Annotated in this window: 24 protein-coding genes and 1 tRNA gene; 9 read left to right on the top strand and 16 right to left on the bottom strand. The window is 65.3% G+C overall.

Going from position 1 to position 21462, the window contains the following annotated elements; all coding sequences use genetic code 11:
* The first annotated feature begins 14 nt into the window (after positions 1 to 14).
* The 3 genes from AC1DWU_RS06355 (at position 15) to AC1DWU_RS06345 (ending at position 2817) form a co-directional block, all read left to right on the top strand.
* On the top strand, positions 15 to 614 hold the full coding sequence (locus AC1DWU_RS06355; RefSeq protein WP_477149142.1) for a YoaK family protein: 600 nt from the start codon (positions 15 to 17) through the stop codon (positions 612 to 614).
* Between the two features lie 112 nt (positions 615 to 726).
* Positions 727 to 990, top strand: a complete 264-nt coding sequence (locus AC1DWU_RS06350) for a helix-turn-helix domain-containing protein (RefSeq protein ID WP_477149141.1) — start codon at positions 727 to 729, stop codon at positions 988 to 990.
* A gap of 78 nt (positions 991 to 1068) precedes the next feature.
* Positions 1069 to 2817: a SulP family inorganic anion transporter gene (locus AC1DWU_RS06345; protein ID WP_477149140.1), complete on the top strand. Its 1749-nt coding sequence runs from the start codon at positions 1069 to 1071 to the stop codon at positions 2815 to 2817.
* Position 2818: 1 nt separating this feature from the next.
* Here the strand turns inward: AC1DWU_RS06345 and AC1DWU_RS06340 are convergent, their stop codons facing one another.
* The 3 genes from AC1DWU_RS06340 to clpS form a co-directional block, all read right to left on the bottom strand.
* The gene (locus AC1DWU_RS06340; RefSeq protein ID WP_477149139.1) at positions 2819 to 3559 is read right to left on the bottom strand and encodes an SDR family oxidoreductase; all 741 of its coding nucleotides are present in this window, start codon (positions 3557 to 3559) and stop codon (positions 2819 to 2821) included.
* Between the two features lie 77 nt (positions 3560 to 3636).
* Positions 3637 to 6009 (bottom strand): ATP-dependent Clp protease ATP-binding subunit ClpA, encoded by a 2373-nt coding sequence (clpA, locus tag AC1DWU_RS06335; RefSeq protein ID WP_477149138.1) that lies wholly within the window; start codon positions 6007 to 6009, stop codon positions 3637 to 3639.
* Positions 6010 to 6019: 10 nt separating this feature from the next.
* Positions 6020 to 6421, bottom strand: coding sequence for an ATP-dependent Clp protease adapter ClpS (gene clpS, locus AC1DWU_RS06330; RefSeq protein WP_477149137.1), 402 nt, complete (start codon positions 6419 to 6421; stop codon positions 6020 to 6022).
* A gap of 291 nt (positions 6422 to 6712) precedes the next feature.
* Here clpS and AC1DWU_RS06325 point away from each other — a divergent pair, with 291 nt between their 5' ends.
* Together AC1DWU_RS06325 and AC1DWU_RS06320 are read left to right on the top strand one after the other, a co-directional pair.
* Positions 6713 to 8374, top strand: a complete 1662-nt coding sequence (locus AC1DWU_RS06325; RefSeq protein ID WP_477149136.1) for an SPOR domain-containing protein — start codon at positions 6713 to 6715, stop codon at positions 8372 to 8374.
* A 60-nt stretch (positions 8375 to 8434) separates the two neighbouring features.
* Positions 8435 to 8713: a hypothetical protein gene (locus tag AC1DWU_RS06320; RefSeq protein WP_477149135.1), complete on the top strand. Its 279-nt coding sequence runs from the start codon at positions 8435 to 8437 to the stop codon at positions 8711 to 8713.
* Positions 8714 to 8716: 3 nt separating this feature from the next.
* On the opposite strand, the gene AC1DWU_RS06315 is transcribed toward AC1DWU_RS06320, so the two are convergent.
* The 5 genes from AC1DWU_RS06315 to mgtE all read right to left on the bottom strand — a co-directional run bounded on the left by AC1DWU_RS06315 (position 8717) and on the right by mgtE (position 12989).
* Positions 8717 to 9619, bottom strand: coding sequence for a division plane positioning ATPase MipZ (locus tag AC1DWU_RS06315; protein ID WP_477149134.1), 903 nt, complete (start codon positions 9617 to 9619; stop codon positions 8717 to 8719).
* 144 nt (positions 9620 to 9763) lie between these two features.
* Complete coding sequence (locus AC1DWU_RS06310) at positions 9764 to 10111, bottom strand: DUF4180 domain-containing protein (RefSeq protein ID WP_477149133.1); 348 nt, start codon at positions 10109 to 10111, stop codon at positions 9764 to 9766.
* Positions 10111 to 10542, bottom strand: a complete 432-nt coding sequence (locus AC1DWU_RS06305) for a DUF1489 family protein (RefSeq protein ID WP_477149132.1) — start codon at positions 10540 to 10542, stop codon at positions 10111 to 10113. Before AC1DWU_RS06305 ends, AC1DWU_RS06310 begins: the two co-directional genes overlap by 1 nt.
* Positions 10539 to 11216 (bottom strand): glutathione S-transferase family protein, encoded by a 678-nt coding sequence (locus AC1DWU_RS06300; protein ID WP_477149131.1) that lies wholly within the window; start codon positions 11214 to 11216, stop codon positions 10539 to 10541. The genes AC1DWU_RS06305 and AC1DWU_RS06300 overlap by 4 nt, the downstream gene beginning before the upstream one ends.
* A 357-nt stretch (positions 11217 to 11573) precedes the next feature.
* The gene (gene mgtE / locus AC1DWU_RS06295; protein WP_477149130.1) at positions 11574 to 12989 is read right to left on the bottom strand and encodes a magnesium transporter; all 1416 of its coding nucleotides are present in this window, start codon (positions 12987 to 12989) and stop codon (positions 11574 to 11576) included.
* 119 nt (positions 12990 to 13108) lie between these two features.
* Between mgtE and AC1DWU_RS06290 the strand changes: the two genes are divergently transcribed.
* Positions 13109 to 13471: an MmcQ/YjbR family DNA-binding protein gene (locus AC1DWU_RS06290; RefSeq protein ID WP_477149129.1), complete on the top strand. Its 363-nt coding sequence runs from the start codon at positions 13109 to 13111 to the stop codon at positions 13469 to 13471.
* On the opposite strand, the gene AC1DWU_RS06285 is transcribed toward AC1DWU_RS06290, so the two are convergent.
* From AC1DWU_RS06285 to AC1DWU_RS06270, 4 genes are read right to left on the bottom strand one after another with little or no spacing between them, the layout of a single operon-like run.
* Positions 13468 to 14370 (bottom strand): bifunctional methylenetetrahydrofolate dehydrogenase/methenyltetrahydrofolate cyclohydrolase, encoded by a 903-nt coding sequence (locus AC1DWU_RS06285; RefSeq protein ID WP_477149128.1) that lies wholly within the window; start codon positions 14368 to 14370, stop codon positions 13468 to 13470. The two genes, AC1DWU_RS06290 and AC1DWU_RS06285, sit on opposite strands and share 4 nt — an antisense overlap.
* 56 nt (positions 14371 to 14426) lie before the next feature.
* The gene (locus AC1DWU_RS06280) at positions 14427 to 15170 is read right to left on the bottom strand and encodes a LamB/YcsF family protein (RefSeq protein WP_477149127.1); all 744 of its coding nucleotides are present in this window, start codon (positions 15168 to 15170) and stop codon (positions 14427 to 14429) included.
* Positions 15167 to 16057 carry a 5-oxoprolinase subunit C family protein gene (locus tag AC1DWU_RS06275; protein ID WP_477149126.1) on the bottom strand — a complete coding sequence of 297 codons (891 nt, stop codon included), beginning with the start codon at positions 16055 to 16057 and terminating at the stop codon, positions 15167 to 15169. The genes AC1DWU_RS06280 and AC1DWU_RS06275 overlap by 4 nt, the downstream gene beginning before the upstream one ends.
* On the bottom strand, positions 16054 to 16692 hold the full coding sequence (locus tag AC1DWU_RS06270; RefSeq protein ID WP_477149125.1) for a 5-oxoprolinase subunit B family protein: 639 nt from the start codon (positions 16690 to 16692) through the stop codon (positions 16054 to 16056). The genes AC1DWU_RS06275 and AC1DWU_RS06270 overlap by 4 nt, the downstream gene beginning before the upstream one ends.
* Positions 16693 to 16795: 103 nt before the next feature.
* On the opposite strand from AC1DWU_RS06270, the gene AC1DWU_RS06265 reads away from it, so the two are divergent.
* A complete protein-coding gene (locus AC1DWU_RS06265) occupies positions 16796 to 17344 on the top strand; it encodes a dihydrofolate reductase family protein (RefSeq protein ID WP_477149124.1) in 549 nt (182 codons plus the stop codon).
* 4 nt (positions 17345 to 17348) lie between these two features.
* Here AC1DWU_RS06265 and AC1DWU_RS06260 read toward each other — a convergent pair whose 3' ends face one another.
* Positions 17349 to 17564 (bottom strand): dodecin, encoded by a 216-nt coding sequence (locus tag AC1DWU_RS06260; protein ID WP_477149123.1) that lies wholly within the window; start codon positions 17562 to 17564, stop codon positions 17349 to 17351.
* A 207-nt stretch (positions 17565 to 17771) separates the two neighbouring features.
* On the opposite strand from AC1DWU_RS06260, the gene AC1DWU_RS06255 reads away from it, so the two are divergent.
* Complete coding sequence (locus tag AC1DWU_RS06255) at positions 17772 to 18794, top strand: LLM class flavin-dependent oxidoreductase (protein WP_477149122.1); 1023 nt, start codon at positions 17772 to 17774, stop codon at positions 18792 to 18794.
* A gap of 44 nt (positions 18795 to 18838) precedes the next feature.
* On the opposite strand, the gene AC1DWU_RS06250 is transcribed toward AC1DWU_RS06255, so the two are convergent.
* From AC1DWU_RS06250 to AC1DWU_RS06240, 3 genes are all read right to left on the bottom strand, one after another.
* Positions 18839 to 18928 (bottom strand) — tRNA-Ser (locus AC1DWU_RS06250).
* 30 nt (positions 18929 to 18958) lie between these two features.
* Positions 18959 to 19930 (bottom strand): quinone oxidoreductase family protein, encoded by a 972-nt coding sequence (locus AC1DWU_RS06245; protein WP_477149121.1) that lies wholly within the window; start codon positions 19928 to 19930, stop codon positions 18959 to 18961.
* A 3-nt stretch (positions 19931 to 19933) separates the two neighbouring features.
* Entirely contained in the window at positions 19934 to 20803 is an 870-nt protein-coding gene (locus AC1DWU_RS06240) for a TerC family protein (protein WP_477149120.1), read from the bottom strand.
* Positions 20804 to 21003: 200 nt separating this feature from the next.
* On the opposite strand from AC1DWU_RS06240, the gene AC1DWU_RS06235 reads away from it, so the two are divergent.
* On the top strand, positions 21004 to 21462 hold the full coding sequence (locus AC1DWU_RS06235) for a YeeE/YedE family protein (RefSeq protein ID WP_477149119.1): 459 nt from the start codon (positions 21004 to 21006) through the stop codon (positions 21460 to 21462).

The following is a 21462-nucleotide window of genomic DNA, read 5'->3' as shown; positions in this document are numbered from 1 at the left end:
CCCTGGGCCTGCTGTTGACCGCTGCCGCGGGCATGATCGACGTCGTCGGCTTCATCGAACTGGGGGGCTTCTACACCTCGTTCATGAGCGGCAACACTACGCAACTGGGCGCCGGCCTCGCACATCTGGGCCCCGCGCTGGCACTCCCTGCCGGCCTGGTGGTCATGTTCGTCATCGGCAGCTTTCTCGGCAGCCTGGTCTCCAGCATCGGCAATCGTCGCGGCCGGGTCGGCGTGCTGGCCATCGTGATTGCCGGCCTGCTCATCACCCTGACGCTCCACACCAACGGCTTTTCCGCCGCACAGGCGATGCTCGCGCTGGCGGCTGCCGCAGGCGCACAGAATGCGGTGCTGCCGCAAACCGGAGCCGCCCGGCTCGGCACGACCTTCGTCACCGGGACGCTGTTCGCTGTGGGCCAGGATATGGCGCGCGCCGTCCGCCGCGAAGCCCCGCCGTTGCGCTGGGCCCAGCACCTGTTGGTCTGGTTCGCGCTACTGTTCGGCGCCTTCATTGGCGCTGCCGCCTACGGATATTGGCAAGTCGGGGCGCTGGTCATCCCGGGAGCGGTGTACCTGCTGTTCATGGCCGGTTTCATCGTCCGCAGGCCGGACTAGTCCACACGCTTTGCGACTCCGGGCAGAGGTGCTAGCCTCTCAACAGTGATGTTCTGAGCATTAGTTCGTCGACATTCTACCCTAGACTTGCTGGTCCAGGCGTTAGCACACGATGATGACTGCCTCGCAACTCCGCGCCGCCCGGGCCCTGCTCGGCATCGACCAGAAGACCCTGGCCGACATGGCTGGGGTGTCGCTGCCGACCATCCAGCGCATGGAAGCCAGCGATGGCACCGTACGCGGCATCGTCGAAACCCTCACCAAAGTGATCGAGGCGCTGAACGAGGCGGGTGTCGAGTTGATCGGCGACAACGCCCGGAGCGACACCGGCGGCCGCGGCGTGCGCCTCCGACGACCCATGCCTAAGATCGATTGAGTTCCAGACGTCATACGGGCGATCACGGCCCCAGCCCCCGATGATCGCCGCGCTTGTTCGCGAAAGGCGAATGATCCGATGGCCAGTACTGCCCCGACTTCCCGCGCCGCTCCGTCACCTGCACTCACCGACCTGTTCACCCCCAAACTGATCACTGTCCTGCGCGAGGGCTATGGTCTCGCCGACCTGCGGGCGGACGTTCTGGCCGGGCTGACCGTGGCCATCGTCGCGCTGCCGCTCTCCATGGCCATTGCCATCGCCTCTGGCACCACGCCCGAACGAGGGCTGTTCACGGCGGCCATCGGTGGCTTCCTGATCTCGGCGCTGGGCGGCAGCCGCTTCCAGATCGGCGGCCCGGCCGCCGCCTTCACGGTGCTGGTCGCCGCCACCATCAGCCGGCACGGGCTCGACGGGCTGCTACTCGCCACCATCATGGCCGGCCTGTTCCTGCTGCTGATGGGCGTGTTCCGCCTCGGCAGCTACATCAAGTTCATCCCCTACCCGGTGACCGTCGGTTTCATCTCCGGCATCGCCGTGATCCTGTTCGTCGGCCAGATCCAGGATCTCTTCGGGCTCAGCCTGCCGGCTGCCGTTCCCGGAGATATTCTTCCCAAGCTCGAGGCGCTTGCCGGGGGCATTGGCACGACGAGCCCCGCCGCGCTCGGGATAGCTGCCCTCAGTGTTGGCATCATCGTGGGGCTGCGGCGCTGGCGGCCGCACTGGCCCGGCATTCTCATCGCCGTCATTGCCGCTTCGCTGGCCGCGGCGCTGCTGAACCTGCCTGTCGAGACGATCGGCACCCGCTTCGGCGGCATCCCCAACTCCCTGCCCAGTCCCTCCCTGCCGTCGTTCTCGCTCGACAAGGCGCAGGCCGTCCTGCCCGACGCCATCTCATTCGCCCTGCTCGGGGCCATCGAGTCGCTGCTCTCCGCCATGGTGGCCGACGGCATGACCGGCCGGCGGCATCGATCGAACATGGAGCTCGTCGCCCAAGGCATCGCCAATATCGGCTCGGCGCTGTTCGGCGGCATCTGCGCCACCGGCACTGTGGCCCGTACTGCCACTAACGTCCGCTCGGGCGCCCGCAGCCCGCTCGCCGGCATGTTCCACTCCGCCTTCATCGTGCTGTTCATGCTGGTCGCGGCACCTCTGGCGAGCTTCATCCCGCTTGCGGCGCTGGCTGGTGTGCTGGTGGTCGTTGCCTGGAACATGGCGGAGAAGCAGGCCTTCGCCACGCTGCTCCGGACGTCACCCGGCGACGCCGTGGTGCTGCTCGCGACCTTCGGCCTCACGGTCTTCCGCGGCCTCACCGAGGGCATTGTCGTCGGCTTCGCGCTCGGCGCGCTGCTGTTCATCCACCGCATGGCGCAATCGGCCGGCGTAGAGGTGCATGTACCGCCCATCCCCGAGGATCAGGCGGACACCGCCGGCGCGGCCCGCCGGCCCTACGATCCCAGCATCGCCACCGATCCCGACGTCGCCGTTTACCGCATCACCGGCGCCTTCTTCTTCGGCGCGGCATCGACGGTCGGCTCGGTCCTCGATCGCATCGCCGACCAGCACCGCGCCTTCGTCATCGACTTCTCGGCGGTACCTTTCATCGACTCGACCGCCGCCAACACTATCGAGGGCATCGCCCGCAAAGCCGCCCGCCACCACGTCGTGCTGCTGATCTCGGGCACCACGCCTGCCGCGCGAAAGTCCCTGACGTCGCACGGGGTACGGCCGCCAGAGGTGCTCTACGAAAGCACCATCGAAGCTGCAATCGTCGCAGCGCACCGCGAAATCACCCGACGAAGCGCCTCGGAACCCGCTGTTCCGGCCTAGGTCAGGACAGGAACTCGGTCTGCTGCCGCTCGATCACCAGCGAGCGGATCGCCACGTTCGGCGGCTGGCCGAGCACGTAAAGGATCGCCTCCACCACATCGCGATCGGTCAGCGGATCGGCCGCGCCGCGCGGCACGTCCCAGCCCTCCTCGAGCGGCGAGCTATCCTCGATATGTCCCGGATGCACCGACGTGACCCGCACGCTCGTGCCGATCATCTCCTCGGTCAGCGCCTGCACGAAGCCGTTCTGTGCGTGCTTGGCCGCCACGAACGGAACCGACGATCCACGCATCCGCGCATAGGGCAAGCCGCTCATCGAGACGACCGTGTGAATGTCCGCCGCTGGCCGCGCCCGCAACAGCGGCAGCAGCCGCCGCGTCAGCGCCATGGTCCCGGTCACGGTGGAATCCACGACCGCGGCGATCTGCGCGTCGGTCATCGCCTGATAGGCGCCGCCCACCCATTGCGACCCGGAATTGACCAGGATGTCCAGCTCCGGGCAAACCGCGCCGATCTTGCTTGCCGCACCGGCCACCGACACCGGATCGGCGAGGTCGCACACGAAGGCATCCGGGCGCTTCCCCGTCCGCGCCTCGATCGCCTCGGCCACCGCTCCAATGCCCGCCGCATTCCGGCCGAGCAGGAGCGGGATCATGCCGCGGTCGGCCGCGACGATGGAGAGGGCCGCTCCCAACCCCCGCGCCGCGCCGGTTATGGCGATGGTCTTGCCTTCAAGTCCCATTCGTCCCTCCCCAAACCCTCGCCCTCAAGAAAAAGGCCGGGATCGCTCCCGGCCTCGTCTAGTCCCTGCATGGAAACTCAGCTTTTCTCTTCTGCCGGCTTGTCGGCCGCCTTTGCGGGCTTCTTGGCCTTGGGTGCCGGGATCGCCTTGGGCCGGGCCGGCCGCGGCGGAACCGCGATCAGCTCGAGCTTGGCATCCGGGCCGATACCGACCACGGCGACAGTGACCGAACCGCCGTTCTGCAGTTCGCCGAACAGCACCTGGTCGGCCAGCGGCTTCTTGACGTGCTCCTGGATCACACGGCCCAGCGGACGCGCACCCATCTTCTCGTCATAGCCACGGACGGCCAGCCACTCGGCCGCTTCCGGGGTCAGCTCGATCGTCACGCCACGCTCGGCCAGCTGGCCTTCGAGCTGCAGCACGAACTTCTCGACCACGCGGCGCACCGTTGCCGGCGGCAGCGGCCCGAACGAGATGATGGCATCGAGGCGGTTGCGGAACTCCGGCGTGAACATCCGGTTCACCGCATCCTCGTCGTCGCCCTGCTCGCGCTTGCGGCCGAAGCCGATCGGCGCCTTGGAGAGCTCCATGGCCCCGACGTTCGAGGTCATGATCAGGATGACGTTGCGGAAATCGACGGACTTGCCGTTATGGTCCGTCAGCTTGCCGTGGTCCATCACCTGCAACAGGATGTTGAACAGGTCCGGGTGGGCTTTCTCGATTTCGTCGAGCAGCACCACGCAGTGCGGATGCTGATCCACGCCATCGGTGAGGAGGCCGCCCTGGTCGAAGCCGACATAGCCCGGAGGGGCACCGATCAGCCGCGAAACAGTGTGCCGCTCCATGTACTCGGACATGTCGAAGCGCAGCAGTTCCACACCCAGCGTATCCGCCAGCTGCTTTGCCACCTCGGTCTTGCCGACGCCGGTGGGGCCGGTGAATAGGTACGAGCCGATCGGCTTTTCCGGTTCGCGCAGGCCGGCACGGGCCAGCTTGATCGCCGAAGCGAGCGCAGTGATCGCCTGGTCCTGGCCGAACACCACCGTCTTGAGGTTGCTCTCCAGGTTGGCGAGCAGTTCGGTATCCGACTTCGACACCGACTTGGGCGGGATGCGGGCCATCGTGGCGATGGTCTGCTCGATATCCTCCACGTCGATCGTGGTCTTGCGGTTCTCCGGGGTCAGCAGCATCTGGCTGGCACCGGTCTCGTCGATCACGTCGATCGCCTTGTCCGGGAGCTTCCGATCATTGATGTACCGGGCGCTGAGCTCGACAGCAGCCTTCAGGGCGTCATCGGTGTACTTGAGCTTATGGTAGTCCTCGAAATACGGCCGTAGCCCCTTCACGATCTCGATCGCATCGGGGATCGTCGGCTCGGCGACGTCGATCTTCTGGAAGCGCCGGACCAAGGCCCGGTCCTTCTCGAAGAACTGGCGGTACTCCTTGTAGGTGGTCGAGCCGATGCAGCGGATGTTGCCCGAAGCCAGAGCCGGCTTCAGCAGGTTCGAAGCATCGAGCGCGCCGCCCGAAGTGGCACCGGCGCCGATCACCGTGTGGATCTCGTCGATGAACAGGATGGCGTCCGGATGCTTCTCAAGCTCCTTCATCACGGCTTTCAGCCGCTCCTCGAAGTCGCCGCGATAGCGGGTCCCGGCTAGCAGAGAACCCATGTCGAGCGCGTAGATCACCGACTCGCGCAGCACCTCGGGCACGTCGCCTTCGATGATCTTGCGGGCCAGGCCTTCGGCAATGGCGGTCTTGCCCACGCCGGCGTCGCCGACATAGAGCGGGTTGTTCTTCGACCGCCGGCAAAGGATCTGGATCGTCCGGCGCAGCTCGGCGTCGCGGCCGATCAGCGGGTCGATCTTGCCGGCCCGGGCCTTCTCATTGAGGTTCACGCAGAAGTCGGCCAAGGCTGAGCTCTGCCCGTTGCCGGACCGCTCGCCTTCCTCGCCCTGCCCGCTGCCACTCGGAGTTTCGGCGCCACGCACGCGCCGCTCCTCGGTTTGGCCGGACTTGGTGATGCCGTGCGAGATGAAATTGACTGCGTCGAGCCGCGTCATGTCCTGCTGCTCAAGGAAATAGGCAGCGTGGCTCTCGCGCTCGGCAAAGATGGCGACGAGCACGTTCGCGCCCGTAACCTCTTCCTTACCGGACGACTGGACGTGGATCACCGCGCGCTGGATGACGCGCTGGAATGCTGCCGTCGGCCGTGCGTCCTGCCCATTGGGCACCACGAGGCTGTCGAGCTCTTCGTTGATGAAGTCCTCGAGGTCCGACTTCAGAGCCTCGATGTCGACGTCGCAACCGGTCAGCACCGCGATGGTGTCGCGGTCGTCAGTCAGGGCAAGCAGCAGGTGCTCCAGGGTCGCGAACTCATGCGCCCGTTCGCGGGCCAGGTTCATTGCCTGATGGAGGGCCTTCTCAAGTCCGCGGGAGAAAGAGGGCATATGTCGGTTCCTATTGCTTTTCCATCACGCACTGAAGTGGGTGCTGGTTCTTGCGCGCCGCGTCCATGACCCGGGTGACCTTGGTCTCGGCCACCTCGAAGGGGAACACGCCGCATTCGCCTACGCCCTGGTTGTGGACGTGAAGCATGATGCGCATGGCCTCTTCGCGGGTCTTGTTGAACACATCCTGCAGCACCAGGACGACGAACTCCATGGGAGTGTAATCGTCATTCAGCAGCAGCACCCGATAGAGGCTGGGCCGCTTGCTCTTGGTCTTCGGCTTGGTGATGGTCGCCGTATCGTTCTTGCTTCCCCTATTGCCGTTGCCGTCCTTGCGGTCGTCGTCGGCCCCGCGCAGCGGCACGCCAGAGGCGCCAACCGTCAGGAGCGTCAGGTCGATGGCTGCACGCATGGCTCGGGTCTGGGGAAGATCGGTTCGAAGCAGCATGGTGAGGCCATTATGTAGGCAAAACTCCCCCACTGTTAAGTGCCGAACTACCTAAACTTTGGAGCAGGTCGCGCGGGTCACCTCCGCTTAACCAAGTGCCCGAAATCCATCGCATTTTACGGAATGGTAAGACCGCTTGCCTAAGCTGCCGTCTGACAGGGAGCGTGGCGGGTCTCGTTTGGGGAGGACCTACCGCCGCTTCTCCAAGAGTAGAGTACGGGTGGCGTTACCGCCCGAGAGTAGTTGGAGTACCGGGTGCTTTCGCAAAAGCATTTTTCCCTTATGTGCGGGCTGTTTTCGCGCCTTGCGGCAGCGGTGATGCTGGCCTTCGCATTGATCCTGCCCATGGTCAGCGCAGCCGACGCCGCATCCGTGCCGCGCAAGTTCGCGGGCATCGTGATCGACGCCAAATCCGGCAAGGTGATGTACGAGAGCTCGGCCAACGCCGCGCGCTACCCGGCGTCCGTCACCAAGGTGATGACCCTCTATGTCCTGTTCCAGGAACTCGAGGCTGGTAACATTACCTTGAAGACCAAGTTCACCGTCTCGAAATACGCCTCGCAGGCGGTGCCGACCAAGCTCGGCCTCAAGGCCGGCTCGACCATCACTGTCGAGAACGCCATCAAGGCGATCGTCACCATTTCCGCCAACGACATTGCCCGCGTGATCGCCGAGAACATCTCCGGCTCCGAGAGCGCGTTCGCAAAGCGCATGACGTCGACAGCCAAGGCGCTCGGCATGGCCAGCACCACCTACCGCAACGCCTCGGGCCTGCCGGACAAGGGCCAGGTGACCACGGTGCGCGACCAGGCCATCCTCGGCATCGCCGTCTACCAGCACTTCCCGAACTACTACGAGTTCTTCCAGACCAAGAGCTTCTCGTACGGCAAGCGCACCTACGGCAACCACAACCGCTTGCTCGGCAACAATGGCGTCGACGGCATCAAGACCGGCTACACCAATGCCTCGGGTTTCAACCTGCTCACCGCCGCCCGCGCCGATGGACACCACATCGTCGTTGCCGGGTTCGGCTTCGATTCCAGCGGCGCCCGCGATGCGAAGGTGCGCGAGCTGGTCAAGAAGTATCTGCCCAAGAGCCGCAGCGGCGGCTATCTCGATGTCGCGATGATCCCGCAGCCGGGCCGCAAGGGCGCCACCGTCATGGTCGCCTCCGCCGATCCAGTGCCGGTTATGCCAGCGCCCTACCCGTCCTTCCGCCTCGGTGGCGGCACGGTGAGCGTCACGGCCAAGCTGCAGCCGGTGGAAGCCGCGCAGCAGCCCGACGATATCGTCGTCGCCTCGATCGGCGAAGCCGCGCCGTTGCCGGAGGCACGTCCGGCCGACCTCGGCTTCGACGAGGCAGTACAAGCAGCGAACACTCTCGCCACCCGGCCGACCATCGCCAGCATCGCCCCGCAGGAAGAGCGTCCGCTCGATGTGATCGGCGCCTGGCTCAGCGATACCTTCTCGCTCGGCGCAGCCCCGGCTCCGCTGGGCCAGACCGCCCCGTCCGCTCCGCTGCTGCCGCCTGTCGGCATCGGCGAAGAAGGCCAGCCGATCGACCTGATGACGTCGGGCGGCATCGGCGACACCGCGCCAGATATCATCGAGGACCAGACCCCTCCGCCGGCGCTGCAGGTTGCAGCCGTGGCAGAGGAGCCGCAGGCCGTCACCGGTGGCTGGATCGTCCAGATCGGCGCCGCGCCCACCGAGGGCGGCGCCAACTCGCTGATCACCGATGCCTCGTCCAAGGTTGGTGACCTCACCGGGTTCCGCTCTTACGTCGAGCGGTTCGAGAAGAACGGGCAAGTGTTCTTCCGCGCCCGCTTCGGCGGTTTCGGTGGCCGTGAAGACGCGGCCGGTGTGTGCAACGAGCTCAAGAAAGCCAAGATGAGCTGCCTCGCGATGCAGTCCTAAGCACGCAAAAAGCAGCCGCCCCAGGGAAGCGAATTTGTGGCCTGTGTTGGAGTAGCCCAAATGAGCGATACGTCTAGCCTATCCGAACTCGCCCGATTTGTAGGGCAGTCGGCTCTCGCGTCTGAAGATGCCGTTGTCCGCAGGCAGGCGGTCAACGCCATGGTGACGCGCTTCAATCCGGGTCTCAAACGCCGCGGCGTCGGGGATCTGCTCGGCGTGGTGATGGCGCTGAGCGCCCGCACCCGGCGCATGCTGATGCCGCATGTCGAGATCGAACTCGACGTGTTCGATCCGGACGGCGCCCGCGCCGTTCACATCACGCTGCCCCGGCGAACCTGAGGTCTATTCGCCGGCCATGTGCTCGAAGGTGACCGGCTCGCCCGCCGTGGCGGCCAGCGCCTTCTCACCTTCGATCCGCGCCTTGGCCCGCTCGCTTACCGGCAGCTTCAGCGCCTCGACCAACGCCCGGTACTCCTGCCGGGCACTGAGATGCGACATCGAGGGCAGCCCGCCGAGCATCTCTTCATCGAGCGGATCGAACACGGTCATGCCAGTCGGGAACAGCGAGCGAAAGATCACGCGCTCGGCTATGCCTTCTGCCACACGGCAACCGAGCCTTACTGCAATCTTCTCTATGGCGCCCTGCACGATCCTGGTGCTGCGCGACGGCAGCATCGAGATGCGGTTGCGCACGATCACCCAGTCAATGGTCCGTCCATCGATCGACAGCCGCTCGGTCCGCGCCCGCTGCACCAGCCGTGCGTAATGGCTCATCTCCCGCGGATCGCCGGTTACCGGATCCACATGCGCCATCACGTCGAGGTCGATGATCGAGTCGTTCAGCGGGGTGATCAGCGTATCGGCCAGCGAGTGCGCCAGCCGGGTCAGATGGGTGTCGAAACCCGGCGTGTCGACGATCAGGAAGTCCGCGTCGCCCTCGACCTCGATGATCGCCTGCCGGAACAGGTCGAACTCGACTCGCTGGTTCTCCTTGACCGAATCCGACTTCGACAGTGGCAGGTGATAGTGCGTCGCATGCGGCAGCTTCAGGTCGTGTGCCTGGGCCCAGTTACGGCGGTTGCGGACGTATTGGGTGAGGGTCTGCTGGCGGCTGTCGACGTCGATCGAGGCGACGCGAAAGCCTTGATACATCAGGAAAACGGCGAGATGGAATGCAGTGGTCGACTTGCCTGAGCCGCCCTTCTCATTGCCCACGACAATGACATGCGTCCCTGTCCTGCCCATCAGTCTCCCCTGCCGCTCCGGTGACCCGAAGCGACGCGATTTCGGGATTCGGTATGTATCTGCCCGCCGGAACTATTGATGAGATCGCCTGCACCGTTCAAGGGGTGTTTCAGCATCTGCCGATGACGGGCGTGGACCGTCACCCTAAAGCCGCGCTTCCAGCTCCGCGCGGTCGGCAAGAAACAGCACCTGCCCGCGCTTGTTGCTCTCATAGACGAAGTCGCGCAGCGATGGGCTCTCGGCGGTGAAGCGGGAAATGTCGCCGAGGATGGCGACCCGGAAGCCATACTGCTGGAACTTCTGCAGCACGGCACCGGCGAGCCTGCTGCTCAGCCAGAAGAAGTCATCCACCAGCCGCTCCACAGGAATCGCGATGAGATCGACGCCCAACCCGTAGGTCGCGCCGATCACATCGTTCGAGTCCGCTTCGGTCGCGATGGTCGGCCCCTCGTAGAAGCCAACAGTGACGCCCTTGATCTCAGTCACGTCCATCAGATCAATCCCAATCGTGCCAGTTCCTCGGCGATCTCTATCGAGCCCTCCTCCTCGAAACCGCCCTGGCCAATGTCGGGCGGAGCGTCCTTCGGGTCGAGATAGCGCCACCCCTGGAACGGCGATTTCGGCCGCGGGATCGTGCGCACCATATCCGGCGCCATGATGATGTCGCAGCACTTCAGGCCCTGCTCATCCACCGCTTCGGCGAGCCGCAGGATCGGTTGGCGGCAGCGCACGACACCCGAGATCACCCAATAGATCGAGCCCTGACCCTCCATCTCGTCCTTGCGTTTGGGCATGGTGCGAGTGCGGTGGACATGGACGTCCTCGCCATAGTCGGCGCCCCACCAGTGAGCCCGCTCGTTGCGATAGCTCTCCAGGGCCTCCAGCGTCGCCACACCGACGCAGAGCTTGATCATATGCATCATGCGTTGCCGGCCGCGTCCCGCTTGGCGTTGATGATGTCAATCTCGTCTTGTTCGACCACCCAGGGCTCCTTCACCGCTTCGGCCAACCACTCCTGGAAAGCCGGCAGCGCATAGATCGCCTCGACATATTCCTGCGCCAGGTCGCTGACCGGCAGCTCGTAGGTGCGGATGCGAGTGGCGACCGGCGCGAACATCGCGTCCGCGGCGTTGAACGCGCCGAACAAATACGGCCCGCCCGAGCGCGACAGCAGATCGCCCCACAGCCGCTCGATGCGCTTCAGGTCATCGGCGACCTCGTCGAAATCGACCTTGCCCGGATGCGAGGCACGCAGGTTCATCGGCGCAGCGTCGCGCAGCGCGTTGAAACCGCCATGCATCTCGGCTGCGGCAGAGCGCGCATATGCCCGCTCGACCCGGTTGGACGGCCAGATGCCCTTGGCCGGGTACTTGTCGTGCAGGTACTCAAAAATGGCGGTCGTCTCGGGGAGCACGACGTCGCCATCCACCAGCACCGGCACCCGGCCGCTCGGCGATTTCTTGCGGAGGTTTTCTTTCCAGCCTTCGCCGCTGAGCAGGACCAGGTCCTCGTCGAAGGGGATTCCAAAGTGGCGGAGCACCAGCCAGGCGCGCAGCGACCAGCTCGAGTAGTTACGGTTGCCGAAGATTAGCTTCATGGTAGGCCTCAAATGCGGAAGGGCGCCGGTGGCCCGGCGCCCTTCCAAAATTCTGTACTATCGAAGGACCTTCAGGTCCAGTTGCGCTCCGTCCTAGGCGCCGGCAACGATAGTGAACACGAGTGACATTGCCAGCAAACAGACCAGTGTCCAGGACACCGTCGGCACTGCCGAACGCCACCATTCGGTCTTTGATTGGCCTCTCATCAAAGCTCCTTCTTGCCGTTCATAGGGCTGCCGCAACCACACACAGTGACGGAATTGCGACAGTAATGATTCGTTAACCCGGCAAGGGCGTGGTTGGGAAGTGGCGGGAAAGCCACAGTGGATAGGTCGTGTATTACTTGTGGACGGCTTTCAGAACAGCCCGAACCACAGCCCCGCCAGCCCAAGAAACGCGAAGAATCCAATGACATCGGTCACGGTGGTGACGAACACCGAGGAGGCGATCGCAGGGTCGACCTTCAGCCTGTTGAGGCTCAGCGGGATCAATATTCCAGCGCTACCTGCCGCAATCATGTTGATGATCATGGCGAGGCCGATCACCAGCCCCAGACTCAGATTTGCGTAGCGCAGCCAGGTGACCAACCCGATCAGCACCGCGAAGATGCAGCCATTGAGGAAGCCGCCGGTGACTTCGCGGGTGATCAGCCGGCGGACCCGGCCGCGATCGAGGTCGCGCGTCGCCAACGCACGCACCGTCACCGTCATGGTCTGCGTTCCGGCGTTGCCGCCCATCGAGGCGACGATGGGCATCAGTGCGGCAAGCGCCACCATCTGCTCGATGGTGCCATTGAACAGGCTGATGACGAACGAGGCCAGCATCGCAGTGAAGAGGTTGACCACCAGCCACGGCGCACGGCTGCGCACAGTCGAAAGCACGTTGTCCGACAGCTCTTCGTCGCCCACGCCGCCGAGCAGCTTGATGTCTTCGGTGGCCTCTTCGTGGATCACGTCAACGATATCGTCGACCGTCAGCACGCCGACGAGCCGCTTGTTCTCATCGACCACACCCACTTCGACGAGATCGTAGCGCTCGAAGTCGCGCGCCGCCTCTTCCTGGTCCTCGGTCGCATCGACGGTGAGGACATCGCGGTTCATCAGGTCTTCGATCCGCACCTGCCGCCTGGCGCGCAGGAACTTGTCGAGCGGAATGGTGCCCAGCACCCGGTAGCTCGGATCGACGACGTAGAGCTGGAAGAACTCGTCCGGCAGATCCTTCTCGACCCGCAGGTAGTCGATGGTCTGCCCGACCGCCCAGAATGGCGGGATGGCGATGAAATCGGTCTGCATCCGCCGGCCGGCGGAGTCCTCGGGGAAATCGAGGCTGCGCTTGAGGCTCAGCCGCTCGAAGGCCGGCAGCTGCGCGAGGATCTCCTCGCGGTCGCCGGCATCCATGTCCTCGAGGATGTAGACGGCGTCGTCGTTGTCGAGCGTCGCGACGCCGCGCGCCACGTCCTCGGCGGGCAGTTCCTCGATCAGGTCGGTACGAACGTTGTCGTCGACCTCGGTCAACGCCAGGTAGTCGAACTTATCGCCCAGCATCTGGACCAGCGCGACGCGCTCGTCCTGCTCCAGCGCCTCCAGCACGTCGCCCGCATCGGATGCGTGCAGCGGCTCCATCATCTCGGCGACGTCATGCTCTTCGCCGGCCGACAAGTGGGCGCGCAGGCGCTCGATCCACTCTTGGTTAAGGTGATCGTCCGGGCCGCGAAGCGCGTTCGGATCGGGCCGGGTTTCCCCGATTTCCGCGATGTCGGATTCGTTGGTCATGGAGACCCCGGGAGGCTGGCGCTTCGGGTTCAAGGCTGGTGTAGCCAATCGGTTGCAGATGCGCCAGACTTGCTGCCCAGTCGACCGCTGTTTTTTGCTTCGCTCAGAGGGAGATGGCGATGGCGAGGACCAAGGAAGCCGAGATGGCCCGCATGCTGCGCCTGTGCTCGGCGCTAGGCCTGCCCGAGGTCAGTCAGTCCACCAGCTACGGCGCGCCATCGATCAAAGTGAAGGGCAAGAATTTCGCCTCGGTGCGCGGCCCGCAGGAGATGGTCCTCCACTGCCCGCTTGAGCAGAAAGAGCTGCTGATGGAGATGGCGCCCGACATCTACTGGCAGACTGACCACTTCAAAGGCTGGCCGGGTCTGCTGGTGCGGCTCGAAGTCATTGGCGACGAAGAACTGTCGCTGCGACTGGAGGACGCCTGGCGGTTCCGCGCCCCGAAGCGGTTGGCCGACGCGTACGCCGCCTCGAAGTCTTAGGGCGTCAAATCACTCGGCGGCTCGATGCCGTTGATCAGCGATGCCGTCGTCACCGTATTGGCCAACAGGCACACGATGGTCATCGGCCCGACACCACCTGGCACCGGCGTGATCGCTCCTGCCACTTCCGACGCGGCCGCGAAGTCGACGTCCCCAAGCAGCCGCGTCTTGCCCTCGCCGCGCTCCGGCGCCGGGATGCGGTTGATGCCCACATCGATCACCGTGGCTCCCGGCTTGATCCAGTCGCCCTTGATCATTTGGGGCCGCCCCACCGCCGCAACGACGATATCGGCCCGGCGCACAACGTCCGCGAGATCCTTGGTCTTGGAGTGCGCCACCGTCACCGTGCAGTTCTCGCGCAGCAGCAGTTGCGCCATGGGCTTGCCGACGAGGTTCGAGCGCCCGACGATCACTGCGTTCAGTCCCTCGAGCGAGCCGAGCGTGTCGCGCAGCAGCATCAGGCAGCCGAGAGGCGTGCACGATACCGGGCCGGGAAGGCCGATCTGCACCTTGCCGACACTAGCCGGGGTGAAGCAGTCGACATCCTTGTCCGGCGAGATGGTGGCGATGACCTTGTTGGGGTCGATCTGCTTGGGCAGCGGCAGCTGCACCAGGATGCCGTGGATGGCCGGATCCTCGTTGAGGTTCTTGACCAGCGCCAGCACTTCGGCCTCCGAAGCGTCCTCGGGCAGCTCGTACTTTTCCGAGTGCATGCCGACCTCGACGGTCTGCTTGGCTTTCTGACTCACATAGATCTGGCTACCGGGATCATGCCCGACGATCACCACAGCCAGCCCCGGCGTCACGTCGTGCTCCCGCTTCAGCCGCTCGACATGGCCGGCGATGCGCGCGCGCAGCCCCTCGGCATAGGTCTTTCCGTCGATGATCTTGGCGGTCATGGAGGCTCCTTGGGCTGGAGCCGCCGATATGGAACAAGTCGCGCGTCGGTGCAACCTCAGTAAGGCGCGCGGATCGCGATCCCTTCCGCCTGCAGCGCCTGCCGCACGGCGCGCGCAATCGCTACCGCCTCGTCGGTATCGCCGTGAATGCAGAGCGAGGTGGCCCGGGTCTGGATCACCGACCCGTCGATCGCCACCAACTCCCCAGCCCGCGCCAGCCGCACTGCCCGCTCTGCAATCGCGCCAGCGTCGTGCAGCACCGCCCCCGACTCCGACCGCGGCACCAGTAGCCCGTTGGGCTGATAGGCGCGATCGGCGTACGCCTCCCGCACCACCGGATAGCCAAGCGTCTCCGCCACCTCGACCTGTGCACTGTCGTCTATCGCCAGCACCGCCAGCCCCGGCACCAGTCCGGTGACCGAGGCGAAGCACAACGCCGCCACCGCCGGCTCTTCGGCGGCCATGTTGGCCAGCGCCCCGTGCAGCTTCAGATAGCGCACCGGGACACCTTCCTCCTCGGCGAACTCCACCAGCATCCGCACCTGGCTGCGCACCTGCTCGTCTAGCTGCTCCGGCGGCAGGAACAGCCGACGCCGTCCGAAATGCTCGCGATCGGCAAACCCCGGATGCGCCCCCACTGCCACGCCGCGCGCCTTGGCAGCGCGCAGGGCCAGCCGCATCGTCGTCTCGTCGCCTGCGTGCCCGCCACAGGCAATCGAGGCCGACGAGACGATGTCGAGCAGCGCGGCATCGTGCGGCATGCCCTCGCCAAGGTCGGCATTGAGATCGAGTTCGTTCACCGCTTCAGTCCTTCAGCATGCGCCACCGTCACCGGCTCGAACCGCACCTCGGCCCCTGGCCGCAACTGCGCGAACCGATCGAAATCCGCCGATGCAACGGTCGCGATCCGCGGATAGCCCCCGGTCGGCTGGTGATCCCGCATCAGCACGATCGGTCTTCCATCGCCGAGGATCTGGATATCCCCCGGCACCACGGCATCGGAAACCAGCGACAGTATCTTCGCATCGGCGAACACCCCACCGCGGTCTCCCAGTCGCACCCCCATCCGGTCCAACTGCGGCGACACGACGAAGCTTTCCGTAACGAACCGCTGACGCGTCACGGCGGAGAAGTGATCGGCGTGGATGCCCCAGACGATACGAATGGGGCCATCCGTCACCGGTGTCGGCCGCGGATGTTGCGATGGACGGCGGGCCGACGGGTCGCCGAGGCTCAGGAGATCACCAGCCATCAGGGCCCGTCCACCATACCCGCCAATCCCGGCGATCGAACTGGTGGACCGGCTGCCCATCACCAAGGGCACGTCGATCTCCCGATCGAACCGCAGATAGCCATAATTGCCCGCCGGGCCCGGCCTGATGTCGACTACGGCATCCGCTTTCAGCACCGCCCGCGTCGGCCAGGACTGAGCCACGCCGTCGATGCTCAGTTCGAACTCTCCACCATCGCAGGCCATGCTCACGCTGCCGTCAACCGCAAAGCTCAACCCTGCCATCGTGAACTCGATCCCGGTCGCCCCAGCGGCGCCGAGCCAGCCTTCGGCGCGCTCGAACGCCGCGCGATCCATTGGACCCGAGGCGCTGATCCCATGTCGCAGCAGTCCCGGCCGCCCACCATCCTGCAGTGTTACCAGCGGCCCGGCACGAACGATGCGGATCGAGGTCACGAGGCAACCTCGAAGCGAATCTGGTCGCCGGCGCGCACCGTCGTTGGTGGTTCACGAGCAGTATCGAAATTCCGAAAGCCGGTGCGGCCGATGACGTGCCACCCGGTCGGGATCGGCGTCGACGTTATCGCCGTCTGCCCCGCCGCAAACAGCACGGTACCAGCCGGCACCTGCCGTCGCACGACCGTGCGCCGCGGCACGATCAGCGCCTCCGCATGCATGCCGCAATAAATGAACCCCGGCGCAAACCCGGTCGCCAGCACGCGCAGCGGCGCGGCGTTGTGGCCCGCGACGAATGCTGTAGCCGACAGCTTCGCAAGACTCGCCACCTCCTCGAGGTCCTCGCCATCGAACGTCACCGCCACCTTGTGCTGCCTCCCAGGGGGCACCGCGTCACCCGGACCGGAGATCAGTAGCCGCACCTCACCAGCCAGTCGGTCGAAAGTGATCGTCGCGGGCTCGTAACGCAGCAGCACCGAGACAAGGTTCGGCACTACCTCGACGACACCGGGAACGTCTGCCGCCTCAACCCGCGTCGCAAGGTCAATCGCCGCGCGGTTGGCCTCGTCGGACAGCGTCTCGCCGAACCGCACCAGCAGTCCCCGGTCGCCCAGTGGCAGGATCAGCGGTGTCAATTTGGGCTCCGGACGCTCACGCTCCTGACCTAGCATGGGCCCGCCGCGCCGAAAGCCCCAATCTCCATTTGCTGCCGGTCGTGCGGCGCGCTAGAGCCGGATCATGTCCATTCCCGACTCCAGCGTCATCGTCGAAGGCCACGCCATCGTCTCGGTGGACGGCATGATCGCCGCCGCCGACGGCACCATGCCACCGGCGCTGCGCAACGAGGCCGACTGGCGCATCTTCCAGGCGGCGCTCGACGCGGCGGCGTTGGTAGTGCTGGGACGACTCGGGCACACGCGGCATCCAAATCCCGGCCGTCGCCGTCTCGTGCTCAGCCGCTCCGTCGCCGACCTGCGGCCCGATCCGGACGACGCGCTGACCACACTGTGGAACCCGTCCGGCATGGAGATCGGCGTGGTGCTCGAGCGCCTCGGCATCGCCGAAGGCGTGATCGCCATCACCGGCGGGACCGGCACGTTCGACCACTTCATCCCCTTCTACGACCGCTTCGTACTGTCGGAAGTTCGTGGGCTCAGCCTCGAGGATGGCATCCCCTGCTTCAGCAAGGGACACCCACGCTTCGTCCTTCCCGGCGCGGGCCTCGAAGCTCGCGACATGGAACTGATCGACCGTGGCGTGGTGCAGACCCAGTGGGTGCGCCCGTAAGCGATCAGCTCGGATCTTCGATGCGGAAGCCGACCTTCAACACCACCTGATACTGCGCGACCTTCCCCTCGACGATGGAGCCGCGCACCTGCTCGACCTCGAACCATTCGAGGTTCCTAGTGGTCTTGCTGGCCCGCGCAATGGCCCCCTCGACAGCATCGGTGATGGACACCGACGACGAGCCGACGAGATCAATCTTCTTGTAGACGTGGTTTGGCATGTCAGTCCCCTTCGGTTGAAGAACGGGCGATGAGCCTGATGCCGCCGTGATCCGGCGGACAAAGTTACGGCGCTCTCTTTCGCAAGGACTGTCAAGGGTCGCGTCGGCGCCCGGTTCTTGCTAAATGCCGTCGACGGAATACCGTCATAAGGCCGCGCCGCCCCATGGTGAGCCGCCCTTTCCGCGAAAACTCGAGGTTGCACGACATTGAAGAAGATCGGTTTTCTCTCGTTTGGGCATTGGACGCCCTCCTCGCAGTCGCAGACCCGGTCGGCTTCCGACGCCTTGCTGCAGTCTATTGACCTTGCGGTCGCGGCCGAAGAGCTGGGGGCTGACGGCGCCTATTTCCGGGTCCACCATTTCGCGCGCCAGCTGGCTTCACCGTTCCCGCTGCTGGCGGCCGTCGGCGCCAAGACCAGCCGCATCGAGATCGGCACCGCTGTCATCGACATGCGCTACGAGAACCCGCTCTACATGGCAGAGGACGCCGGCGCCGCCGACATCATCGCCGGCGGCCGCCTGCAGCTCGGCATCAGCCGTGGCTCGCCCGAGCAGGTAATCGATGGCTGGCGCTACTTCGGCTACGCCCCAGAAGAAGGCAAGACCGACGCCGACATGGCCCGCCGCCATGCCGAGGTCTTCCTAGACGTGCTGCAGGGCAAGGGCTTCGCGCAGCCCAACCCGAGGCCGATGTTTGCCAATCCGCCCGGGCTGCTGCGTCTCGAGCCCCATTCGGAAGGCTTGCGTGACCGCATCTGGTGGGGCGCCGCGACGACCCCCACGGCGCAATGGGCCGGCACGCTCGGGGTGAACCTGCAGAGCTCGACCCTCGTCATGGCCGAGTCCGACAAGCCCTTCCACATCCAGCAGGCCGAGCAAATCGCCGCCTACCGTAAGGCCTGGGCCGATGCCGGCCACACGCGCACACCGCGCGTTTCGGTCAGCCGCTCGATCTTCGCGCTGGTCAACGACATGGACCGCGCCTATTTCGGCGGCGATGGCCAGAGCCAGGACCATTTCGGCTACATCGAGCCGGGCAAGCAGGCGGTCTTCGGCCGCAGTTACGCCGCCGAGCCCGACGTGCTGGTCAAGGAACTGGCCGAGGACGAAGCCATCAAGGCGGCCGACACGCTGCTGCTCACCGTGCCCAACCAGCTCGGCGTCGACTACAACGCCCACGTAATCGAATCCATCCTGACCCACGTAGCGCCCGCGCTCGGCTGGCGCTAGTCGGCTCTTGGCGACCGGGCATCCGTCCGGTCGATCTGGTGGAATGGCGGGCAGGGAGGGATTCGAACCCCCGGAACGCTTTCACGTTCGCCGGTTTTCAAGACCGGAGCAATCAACCGCTCTGCCACCTGCCCGACGGTCACGCGTTTAGCGTCAGCCGCGCCTTACGGCAAGAGCAGCGTCGAGCCGGTGGTGGCCCGCGCCTCGAGCGCCTTCTGCGCTTCCACGGCTTCGGCGAGGGGGCGAGTCTGGTCGATGGCGATCTTGATCTTGCCCAGCTCGATCAGGTTGAACAGTGCGTCTGCGGCGATGCGCAGGTCTTCCGCCGTACGGAAGTACCCCGCCCCGGTCGGTCGCGTGACATAAAGCGACCCCTTCTCGGCAAGGATGCCGAGCTTTGGGATCGACACGGGGCCCGAGGCGTTGCCGAAGCTGACCATCAGGCCACGCACCTTGAGGCAGTCGAGCGACGGCTCGAACGTCGCCTGCCCCACCCCGTCATAGACCACGTCGACGCCCTTGCCCCCGGTGAACTCCTTCACCCGCGCCACGAAGTCGTCGGTCTTGTAGTTGATCGCTAGGTCGGCGCCGTTCTTGCGAACGATCTCGCACTTCTCCTCGGAGCCGGCGGTGCCGATGACATTGGCGCCGATGGCCTTGGCCCACTGCGTGAGGATCTGCCCGGTGCCGCCGGCGGCCGCGTGGACTAGGATGGTCTCGCCCGCCTTCAGCTCATGCGTCCAGTGCAGCAGGTAGAATGCGGTGGCGCCCTTCAGCAACGCGGCGGCGGCCACCTCGTAGCTGATGCCGTCCGGCAGATGCACGGCCTTCTCGGCCGGCAGCAATCGCTCGTCGGCATAGGCCCCTACTGGTCCCTGATAGGCGATGCGATCGCCGACCTTGAAGCCGGCAACGCCCGGACCGACAGCGATCACCTCGCCGGCCCCCTCGTTGCCCGCGGTGAACGGTAGTGGCGTCTTGTAGAGCCCGGTGCGCTGGTAGACATCGACGAAGTTGAGCCCGATCGCCTTGTTGCGGATCTTGAGCTGCCCTTCGCCGGGCGCACCAACTTCGACCTGTTCGAGCTTCAGCTGCTCGGGGCCACCATACTCTCGGACGACGAAGGCGCGGCTCATGGCTTACTTCCTCGGGGCTGACTTGGGCTTCGCACGGGCGCGCGACGACGGCGTGGACTTGGGCTTCGGCTTGGACGGCGCGATCGCTTCGGCGGCGGCGTTTGCCGGCACCAGCGTGGCGGCCGCGGCCTTGTGCGGCAGGCCGGCTGCGGCGGCGCGCTTGTTCCGGCGCTCCTTGGCAATGATGTTGATCGCTTCGACCAGCACCGAGAAGCCCATCGCGGCGTAGATATAGCCCTTGGGAATGTGGAAGCCGAGGCCATCACCGACCAGCGACACGCCGATCAGCAGCAGGAAGGCCAGCGCCAGCATCTTGGTGGTCGGATGCTTGGCGACGAAGTCGGCCACCGGGCCGGACGCCACGAACATGATGCCGACCGCGACGATAACCGCGGCGATCATCACTTCGACGTGGTCGGCCATGCCAACGGCCGTAACGATCGAGTCGATCGAGAACACCATGTCGATCACGATGATCTGGCTGATGATCGCGGCGAAGGCCATGCTCGCCTGCTTCTTCAGGTCCGGCTCGTGCGGCTCCTCGATCTCGGCATGCATCTCGTGCGTCGCCTTGTAGATCAGGAAGGCGCCACCGGCGATGAGGATGAGGTCCTTCCACGACGGGGCAAAGCCATTGAAGTCGAATACCGGCTGGGTCAGGCCGATGACCCACGAAATCACCAGCAACAGCAGGATGCGGAAGATCAGCGCCAGCGACAGGCCGAGGCGGCGGGCCCTGTCGGCCTGCTCCTTGGGGAGGCGCGAAACCAGTACTGAGATGAAGACGATGTTGTCGATGCCGAGAACGATCTCCATCACAGTGAGGGTCAAGAAGGCGGCCCACACGTTGGGATCGTAGAGGAGTTCCAGCATCGACAGCTCCGTTTTGTCTTTGGCGTGGCGACATACTTAGGGCGCTGAGCCCACAGTTGAAAGAGTTCGCGGCCCGCTCAGCACAGGGTGCGGTTTTTCACCGCGCCCCCTGGCCGTGGGATGATCGCATCGTCCCGAAGCTGGTCCGTCGACCCTGCCGCTGATACTGTAAGTGCCAGATCCCATTCGAAAGTTCCTCAATGGACTCGTTCTCTCCTATCCCCGCCTTGATTGGCGGTGTGCTCATCGGGCTCGCCTCGGCGGTGCTGTGGCTCGGCAACGGCCGCATCGCCGGCATCTCTGGGATTTTTGGGCAGTTGCTGCCGCCGGCGCGCACCGTTGTGTGGCGCCTGGTGTTCCTCGCGGCTCTGGTACTAGGCGCCCTTGCGGCGTCGTACCTCTTCCCAGGCTTGGGCGTCGGCGGTCCCGGCGGTCAGCCGGCGCAGCTTGCCGCACCGCCGGCGGGCTGGGGCATCCCTGCCCCGCTCTGGATCGCTGCGTCGGGCCTGCTGATCGGATTCGGCACCAAGATCGGCAACGGCTGCACCTCCGGCCACGGCGTCTGCGGTATCGCGCGGCTATCGAGGCGCTCGTTCGTCGCGGTCGGCGTGTTCTTTTCCGTTGCCATCCTCACTGTCGCCATCACCGGGATCGTCTGA

It is taken from the genome of Devosia sp. P2_G7 (assembly GCF_056403495.1).
Note: the sequence above shows the minus strand (reverse complement) of the source record. Positions and strands in the feature narration are given on the sequence as shown.

What these genes read in the sequence shown, in the direction of transcription:
- clpS (WP_477149137.1), bottom strand. Translation starts at nt 6,421, where the DNA reads ATGCGTGCAGCCATCGACCTGACGCTCCTGACGGTTGGCGCCTCTGGC.
- AC1DWU_RS06350 (WP_477149141.1), top strand. Translation starts at nt 727, where the DNA reads ATGATGACTGCCTCGCAACTCCGCGCCGCCCGGGCCCTGCTCGGCATC.
- AC1DWU_RS06245 (WP_477149121.1), bottom strand. Translation starts at nt 19,930, where the DNA reads ATGAGCCGCGCCTTCGTCGTCCGAGAGTATGGTGGCCCCGAGCAGCTG.
- AC1DWU_RS06260 (WP_477149123.1), bottom strand. Translation starts at nt 17,564, where the DNA reads ATGCCAAACCACGTCTACAAGAAGATTGATCTCGTCGGCTCGTCGTCG.
- AC1DWU_RS06315 (WP_477149134.1), bottom strand. Translation starts at nt 9,619, where the DNA reads ATGGGCAGGACAGGGACGCATGTCATTGTCGTGGGCAATGAGAAGGGC.
- AC1DWU_RS06320 (WP_477149135.1), top strand. Translation starts at nt 8,435, where the DNA reads ATGAGCGATACGTCTAGCCTATCCGAACTCGCCCGATTTGTAGGGCAG.
- AC1DWU_RS06290 (WP_477149129.1), top strand. Translation starts at nt 13,109, where the DNA reads ATGGCGAGGACCAAGGAAGCCGAGATGGCCCGCATGCTGCGCCTGTGC.
- AC1DWU_RS06310 (WP_477149133.1), bottom strand. Translation starts at nt 10,111, where the DNA reads ATGGACGTGACTGAGATCAAGGGCGTCACTGTTGGCTTCTACGAGGGG.
- AC1DWU_RS06340 (WP_477149139.1), bottom strand. Translation starts at nt 3,559, where the DNA reads ATGGGACTTGAAGGCAAGACCATCGCCATAACCGGCGCGGCGCGGGGG.
- clpA (WP_477149138.1), bottom strand. Translation starts at nt 6,009, where the DNA reads ATGCCCTCTTTCTCCCGCGGACTTGAGAAGGCCCTCCATCAGGCAATG.
- AC1DWU_RS06265 (WP_477149124.1), top strand. Translation starts at nt 16,796, where the DNA reads ATGTCCATTCCCGACTCCAGCGTCATCGTCGAAGGCCACGCCATCGTC.
- AC1DWU_RS06235 (WP_477149119.1), top strand. Translation starts at nt 21,004, where the DNA reads ATGGACTCGTTCTCTCCTATCCCCGCCTTGATTGGCGGTGTGCTCATC.
- AC1DWU_RS06345 (WP_477149140.1), top strand. Translation starts at nt 1,069, where the DNA reads ATGGCCAGTACTGCCCCGACTTCCCGCGCCGCTCCGTCACCTGCACTC.
- AC1DWU_RS06305 (WP_477149132.1), bottom strand. Translation starts at nt 10,542, where the DNA reads ATGATGCATATGATCAAGCTCTGCGTCGGTGTGGCGACGCTGGAGGCC.
- AC1DWU_RS06240 (WP_477149120.1), bottom strand. Translation starts at nt 20,803, where the DNA reads ATGCTGGAACTCCTCTACGATCCCAACGTGTGGGCCGCCTTCTTGACC.
- mgtE (WP_477149130.1), bottom strand. Translation starts at nt 12,989, where the DNA reads ATGACCAACGAATCCGACATCGCGGAAATCGGGGAAACCCGGCCCGAT.
- AC1DWU_RS06300 (WP_477149131.1), bottom strand. Translation starts at nt 11,216, where the DNA reads ATGAAGCTAATCTTCGGCAACCGTAACTACTCGAGCTGGTCGCTGCGC.
- AC1DWU_RS06285 (WP_477149128.1), bottom strand. Translation starts at nt 14,370, where the DNA reads ATGACCGCCAAGATCATCGACGGAAAGACCTATGCCGAGGGGCTGCGC.